At 39.8% G+C, this 6,854-nt stretch carries 7 protein-coding genes; 4 read left to right on the forward strand and 3 right to left on the reverse strand.

Annotated elements, in window-relative coordinates; all coding sequences use genetic code 11:
* Positions 1–757, reverse strand: a 757-nt coding sequence (gene proB / locus PHP90_RS13350; protein ID WP_299930905.1) for a glutamate 5-kinase, incomplete at its 3' end; no start/stop codon positions are given.
* A gap of 195 nt (positions 758–952) precedes the next feature.
* On the opposite strand from proB, the gene nhaD reads away from it, so the two are divergent.
* Genes nhaD through PHP90_RS13365 form a run of 3 tightly spaced genes read left to right on the forward strand, consistent with a single transcriptional unit; the run spans position 953 to position 4,350 of the window.
* The gene (nhaD, locus tag PHP90_RS13355; protein WP_299930906.1) at positions 953–2,278 is read left to right on the forward strand and encodes a sodium:proton antiporter NhaD; all 1,326 of its coding nucleotides are present in this window, start codon (positions 953–955) and stop codon (positions 2,276–2,278) included.
* Between the two features lie 23 nt (positions 2,279–2,301).
* Positions 2,302–3,375, forward strand: a complete 1,074-nt coding sequence (locus PHP90_RS13360) for a hypothetical protein (protein WP_299930908.1) — start codon at positions 2,302–2,304, stop codon at positions 3,373–3,375.
* A 42-nt stretch (positions 3,376–3,417) separates the two neighbouring features.
* Positions 3,418–4,350: a mechanosensitive ion channel family protein gene (locus PHP90_RS13365; protein ID WP_299930910.1), complete on the forward strand. Its 933-nt coding sequence runs from the start codon at positions 3,418–3,420 to the stop codon at positions 4,348–4,350.
* Positions 4,351–4,379: 29 nt separating this feature from the next.
* On the opposite strand, the gene PHP90_RS13370 is transcribed toward PHP90_RS13365, so the two are convergent.
* On the reverse strand, positions 4,380–5,060 hold the full coding sequence (locus PHP90_RS13370) for an EF-hand domain-containing protein (protein ID WP_299930912.1): 681 nt from the start codon (positions 5,058–5,060) through the stop codon (positions 4,380–4,382).
* Between the two features lie 143 nt (positions 5,061–5,203).
* On the opposite strand from PHP90_RS13370, the gene PHP90_RS13375 reads away from it, so the two are divergent.
* The gene (locus PHP90_RS13375; RefSeq protein ID WP_299930914.1) at positions 5,204–6,124 is read left to right on the forward strand and encodes a cation diffusion facilitator family transporter; all 921 of its coding nucleotides are present in this window, start codon (positions 5,204–5,206) and stop codon (positions 6,122–6,124) included.
* Positions 6,125–6,128: 4 nt separating this feature from the next.
* Here PHP90_RS13375 and lolA read toward each other — a convergent pair whose 3' ends face one another.
* Complete coding sequence (gene lolA / locus PHP90_RS13380; RefSeq protein ID WP_299930915.1) at positions 6,129–6,647, reverse strand: LolA-like outer membrane lipoprotein chaperone; 519 nt, start codon at positions 6,645–6,647, stop codon at positions 6,129–6,131.
* Positions 6,648–6,854: the final 207 nt, after the last annotated feature.

A 6,854-nucleotide genomic window follows, 5' to 3' on the forward strand; every position in this document is an offset into this window, starting at 1 on the left:
CTGAAACGAAAAGGGTACCTCTTTTGTGAACACCGTCTAACAGGTAGCTTTTAACATCACTCAAATCATATCCGCTGCATAAAAACATTTTGCCTCCCCGTTCCAAAAGAAACTGTGCTGCCATCAGCTTTGTGACAATTCCACCTGTTGCAAATGCATTGTTCGGAGTGTGTTCGGCAGTTAACGATTCCAACGGTATGGAGTTAACCTCTTTCAGGATTGTTGCATCAGGGTATTCGGACGGATTTTTGTCATAATAACCGTTTATATCACTTAATATTACTAGTAAATCGGCTTCCATGTAATGGGCGACGTGAGCTGAGAGCTGGTCATTGTCTCCGAATACCTGCTCCGGTGTGGTCGAAATATCGTTTTCATTGACGATAGGGAGAATTTTGTGAGTCAACAGGGTATTGATGATTTCGGTGAAAATAGCGGTTCGTTTACGGGAGTCGAAATCCTCTTCGGTGAGTAGAATTTGCGAAATAGCAATATCATGCTTCTCAAATTTACGTTTATAACTGCTCATCAAAATCGGCTGCCCCAAAGATGCGAGTACTTTTTTGCTGATTTGCTCTTTACGGTTGAGCTTTAATGCCGTATATCCCGAAGCGACTGCTCCTGACGTGACCAAAATAATCTCATACCGTTTTTGCAGCTTGGCTACGAGGGCGACCAGATTGAGCATTCTTTCTTTTGCGATGGTGTTGTTCTCCGTCAAAACACCGCTTCCTACTTTAATAACAATACGTTTCATATATAACCTTTTAAACTATGCACCTAACTATATACTAAAACATTAAACGGTAAATTAATCATATAATATATATCTTAATTTTATAAATTAGATTCATCTTGTTTTTAAATCACTATTTTTCGTTTACTTTGATTAACTATACTGAAAGGGATCATTTATAGAATACTTAAGTATTGTCAAAAAAAGGAGAAGATCATGACATTGGATATGCAGCTAGACGGCATTGATCTATCAACCCATCCGTTTGGATGGATGCTATTAGCCATTTTTATTGCAGGATATTACTTCATTGCGATGGAAGACAAATACCATATAGACAAAGCAAAACCTGCATTGTTTATCGGAACATTTATGTATATCCTTATCGGAGGCTTTTATGCCTTCTACGGACTGGATTTTATTCCGTTCAAAAATGAAATCACCCATCTTGTCTATGAAATTGCAGAGATCTTCTTTTTCCTGTATGTTGCTATGACCTTTGTCGAAGCGTTGATCGAAAGAGGGGTATTTAATGCCCTCAAAGGAAAGCTGATCGCTAAAGGGTACAGTTACCGCGAACTCTTTTGGATTACGGGAATCCTTGCATTTTTTATCTCTCCGATTGCGGATAATCTGACTACCGCTTTGATTCTCTCTACCGTACTCATTACGATAGAAAAACAAAACAAAGCTTTTTTAGTCCCTAGCGCTATCAATGTTGTCGTCGCTTCCAATGCAGGCGGAGCATGGAGTCCGTTTGGAGACATCACCACTCTGATGGCATGGACGGCACAAAAAGGGGAATTTGTCGATTTTCTTTATCTCTTCCCTGCAGCATTTTTAGGGTGGCTTGTAACCGCATATCTTCTTGTCCGTTATGTACCGAATGAAGATCCGAATAAAGAGGGCGATTCTAAAACAGCTGAAAGTATTGAAATCCTCAAAGGGGGAAAAGTCATTATATTTATCGGAATTGCAACGATTGCAATTTCGGTTTTATGTAAACAGGTGATGCAGCTTCCTCCGATGTGGGGAATGCTCTTTGGACTTTCCGTTTTACAACTGTACATGTATACGCTGAAACGACGTCATAAACAAGATGTCAACATCTTTAAATCAATCAGCAGAATCGAAAACAATACCCTTCTCTTTTTCTTCGGAATTTTAGCTGCCGTCGGTGCGTTGTATTTTGCCGGATTTTTGGGATACGTTACCACGCTATACGATAGAGTCAACCCTACTTATGTCAATATCGGAGTCGGATTTGTTTCAGCCGTTATTGATAACGTGCCGGTCATGTCGGCGGTGCTGAAAGCCAATCCTCAGCTCGACTATACCCAATGGATGCTTCTGACGCTGACCGCAGGTGTGGGCGGATCTCTTATCAGTTTTGGGAGTGCAGCAGGTGTCGGAGTAATGGGGAGAATGCATGGAATTTATACCTTTGCTTCCCACATGAAGTTGGCCTGGACGGTATTAATCGGGTATACTGTTTCAATCGGAATATGGTATCTTCAATTTATAGTTTTAGGTATCGATTAATTTTTGGAGATTAATTTCTAATTATGAAAAAAGCAACAAAGAGAGCATCTTTTACATTGATTGCACGTTTTTTTGTTTTTTCTCTTTTTTTAGTATTTTTTTCAACGTCACTGAATGCCCAAGGCGAGTTTCTAATCGATCCTTCTTCGGTAGTTGCGAATGAAAAAGGGATCAATTTCATTAAACATGACAGCGACATTATCCAATATATATCCATAGCGCCGAAAGAAAACAATATCTCAGCACAATTCGTTTATACAAATAATCAATGGTTCAGCATCAATATCGGTTCCAACAGCACACTCCATCAAACAGAAGATATTTCTGTTTTTAATGCCGATTTTAAGGCTCTTTCCCCCGATGGCAATATGGGGACTTATATCGGCGTAGCCGAATCACCTTCTATGGATAAATTTATCGTCTCCCAAAATTTTAATTTGCAAGAAGGACAAATCAAGCTTTCCGGTGCGTATTTGACAAGATTTTTTGATCCGTACGCACTCAAATCAACACAAAAAACGGTAGGTGCCGAATATTCCTATGACCTCTTTGATGAGGAATCTCCGTTGCAAGAGATTCAAACTTCTTTCGTCTATTATGATGTAGATGAAAAAAATAGAGGTTTGGTTTCAGATAACAGTATCGAAGAATATCTAAATAATAATAGAAAAATTTCATCCGAAATGGCAGCGGTATTGAGACTTTCGCCAAAGTTGAAAGCGATATTCGCAATGAACTATAAGAAAGAAGAGACAAACTTTATGGGTTCAAATCGTATGGAATTAAAATATCGGGAAAATGACTATACTCAAATGAGTTTATACTCCAGTAGTGATATGGTCAATAATAAAGTAGCCGGTATAAAATATTCGCATAATTTCAAAGATTCAATAAAAGCTTTTATGTCGGCAGAACGGCACTACAATAGTATGGACATGAATCAAAATATATGTCAATTTGGCCTAAGCTATCGTTTTAATACCGATCAAATAAGCTCTAGACTCCCGCAGCTGTTTAAAAAGAAAGACCACTCGCATCACTATACTTTACCTGGAATCACACCTATTGAAAGAGTTAATGTAAATGATATAATCTAAGAGCGTTGCTGACATAACACTGATTAAGTGAAAAGGATGTAGATGAGCGATATTCTGCAAAAATGGAATCTTTGGATCGGTCTCTATCCTATGATTTCTAAGTTTACCGTTGTATTGATTGCTTTTTTTATCATAATGGGTATTGTTTATAGTCTCAAATCACGGATTAACAGCGTCGTCGAAGAGAGTACGACGCGGTATCGAATGCGAAAAGCCGTTACCCTGATCGCCTATTTGATTTTCGTCGTGATTGCAATTGCAACGTTTAAAAAAGATATGAGCGGGTTTGCGGTAATGATCGGAGTGATTGCCGGTGGGATTGCCTTTGCCCTCCAAGAAGTGATCATCAGTATTGCCGGATGGCTCGCAATTACTTTTTCCTCTTTTTATCGTGTCGGAGACCGGATCAAAATAGGTTCCATTTACGGCGACGTTATTGATATCGGGATTTTACGTACCACTTTGATGGAATGCGGTGCATGGGTCAACAGTGATTTGTACAACGGTAGGATTGTTCGGGTAACAAACAGCTTTATTTTCAAAGACCCTGTCTATAACTATTCGGGAGAATTTCCTTTTTTATGGGATGAAATTATCCTTCCGATTCGATATGGTAGCTCTGTTGAACATACGCGCCAAACACTGATGAGTATTGCGGATGATGTGGTAGGAGATTTTACGGAGTCCGTCCGTGAAAGTTGGCAAAATCTATCCAAGCTTTATGCGGTGGAATCTGCCACTGTAGAACCGATGGTAACGATATCAGCTACCGATAACTGGATAGAATTCACCCTGCGGTATGTGGTTGATTTCAAAAAGCGACGCTCTACCAGAGATCAGCTTTTTACCCGATTTTTAGTAGAAGTGGAAAAAAGTGAAGGAAAAATTCAGATGGCTTCTCAAACGTCTGAAATCGTATCATTCCCAAAATTGCATATCCAATCAGAGAACATTCAGGAGAATATTAAAAATTAGAGACATGCCCAAAAATGGGCATGACCACATCATGCACTGATACTTAAAAGAGAAGTAGTATCGGTTGAAGTGCTATTGTTACCGTAGTAGGAGAGAATGTTTTTGAGCATAATATCACTCAATTTTTGAGAAGAAGTATTGGATTGAGTCGTTGATGATGCAGTAGAAGAATCCGTTGCAGAAGATGTGCCATTTTTAGCGGACGAATCTGTTTTTGAATTTCCTAATGCAGCCAATAATTCGTCGATACTGACGGTTCCGTCTTGATTTGTATCCATTGCATCAAAAATCTCACTGCTGCTTGAAGTGCTCGATGAAGCAGAGGCTGAATCACTCGGTGGAGGAGGGGGAGGCATACCGCCTTCATGTCCCTGAGGTTTTGTGTTTTGAAGTGCGGAGAGTAGTTCATCGGTACTCACTGTTCCGTCACTATTGGTATCGAGTGCGTTAAAAGCATCTGTGACGGAGGAACTGCTTGTAGTAGAGTTGCTGTTTGTAGAACTGTCACTGTTACTTGTGCTTGCTGCAAGTGCTTGCGCCGCCGCACTAAATTCGGCTGAATCGATTGAACCGTTGTTATTGGTGTCCATCGAACTCAGTAACTCTTTTGCCAAATCCTCAAAACTCGGTTTGTTTGTTTGTTGAGATGAGGATGTTGCGGAAGAACTGTAAGACGAATACGCATTGCTGTAGTTGGAACTAACGGTCATGGCATACTCCTTATCGGGTGTAGCAAGAAAAAAATCTTACTCGAGTGTAAGAATAATTTTGAAACAGTAACTAATAGGTAACAGCCAATACGTTTAAAGTTATTTACGATAAAGTTTCTCAATTTCAATTAGGGCAGATATTTATGGATCACCACCACCATCATCATCATAATCACGACAGTGACATCAGCGGAGGCAAGCTTCTTTTTAGTGTTCTTCTTAACGTAGTGATTACCGCAGCACAATTTATAGGCGGGATACTATCGGGTTCATTGGCACTTCTAAGCGATGCCCTTCATAACTTTAGCGATGTGATGAGCCTCGTCATCAGCTATTATGCTCACCGTTTATCGCATCGTCCTCAAAATATTCGTCAAACATTCGGCTTTAAACGTGCCGAAATTCTTGCAGCGCTGTTTAACGCTTCGGTTCTGATCGCGGTATCCCTTTATCTGATTGTTGAATCCATTCACCGCTTTTTAGATCCGCAGGCAATTGATTCGACATGGGTAATGGCATTGGCTGCATTGGGAATTGCCGTAAATGGTCTCTCTGCATGGCTATTGCACCGTGATGCCGGTCATAACCTGAATATCCGATCCGCTTATTTGCATCTGATGGGAGATCTGATGACATCGTTCGCCGTATTGGCTGGCGGTGCGATGATCTATTTTTACGGATGGTATTGGATCGATCCTCTTTTATCTTTGTTGATCTCATTTTATCTTATCCGGTCATCCTATGGAATCGTCCGCGAATCGGGCAGTATGCTGATGCAGTTTTCACCGGAACATATTTCTGTGGATACGATTGTTGAAAAAGTCAAAATCTTTAACAGTATCGAAAGTATTCACCATATTCATTTGTGGCAGTTGGACGATGAAACGGTATTTCTCGAAGCGCGTCTCAACTTTTGTGAAGACCTGACGCTCAGTGCAACCAATAGTATACTTCATGATCTATCCCATGCTCTCGAAGAGATAGGGATAAGTCATACAACATTTCAATGTGAGATCGGTAAAGAGGGTCGGGAACAGGTGTTAGAACGATGCGTACATCATTAATAAATCAGCGATCTTTAATGATGTCAAAATTCTCAGGAATGACTGGTTTGAACCTAGTGGATTCGATCGCTTTGTTCTGAACCGGAGTGGTGAATACGATCGTAACACTGTTGTCATACCCGTCTTTATAACTGATGGAGGTGAGCAAATTATTTTTAAACAAAACACTGTAGGTTTGCCCTTTGACGGTAGCGGTATATCGATTTTCATCTATTTTTTTTGCTTTTTGGATAATCTGTAAAAAATCGATTTCGTCATCGAGGCTGCGAATCGTCACCTGCTCGATTTGAGGTTCAATAACGGTGATTTTTTGACCGTTGATATAAACACTTTTTTGGATCGGTTTTTGATACACCCATAATGCGTTTTGCGGTTTGTCTGCCCACAGTTCACCATGATAGATGATTTTTTTTCCATTCTCATCAACAATAGTCTGAATGAATTTGGAATTAAATGAGTTTAGTTCTTTCGGGGAAGCGAAAAGGGTGAGGGTGAGTAAAAAAAACAGGGGCAAAAAACGCACATAAAATCCTTGATTAGTTGATTTTGACATTGTACCCTATGCTCATTAACCAAAACAATAGATTTCGTATGTTAAAATCAGCGACTTTTTCAATACTGTTCATAATGAAGGCTTTTAATGCTCCAATCGCTTGTCGGAAAAATTTTCGGTACCAAAAACGATCGAGAAGTCAAAAAATATCGTAAAAATGTAGAGGCGATCAACGCC

It is taken from the genome of Sulfuricurvum sp. (assembly GCF_028712165.1).
In the GTDB taxonomy this organism is placed as follows: domain Bacteria; phylum Campylobacterota; class Campylobacteria; order Campylobacterales; family Sulfurimonadaceae; genus Sulfuricurvum.

Excerpts from the sequence above, each read along its gene's own strand:
- PHP90_RS13370 (WP_299930912.1), bottom strand. The coding sequence starts at position 5,060 with ATGACCGTTAGTTCCAACTACAGCAATGCGTATTCGTCTTACAGTTCT.
- PHP90_RS13375 (WP_299930914.1), top strand. The coding sequence starts at position 5,204 with ATGGATCACCACCACCATCATCATCATAATCACGACAGTGACATCAGC.
- nhaD (WP_299930906.1), top strand. The coding sequence starts at position 953 with ATGACATTGGATATGCAGCTAGACGGCATTGATCTATCAACCCATCCG.
- PHP90_RS13365 (WP_299930910.1), top strand. The coding sequence starts at position 3,418 with ATGAGCGATATTCTGCAAAAATGGAATCTTTGGATCGGTCTCTATCCT.
- PHP90_RS13360 (WP_299930908.1), top strand. The coding sequence starts at position 2,302 with ATGAAAAAAGCAACAAAGAGAGCATCTTTTACATTGATTGCACGTTTT.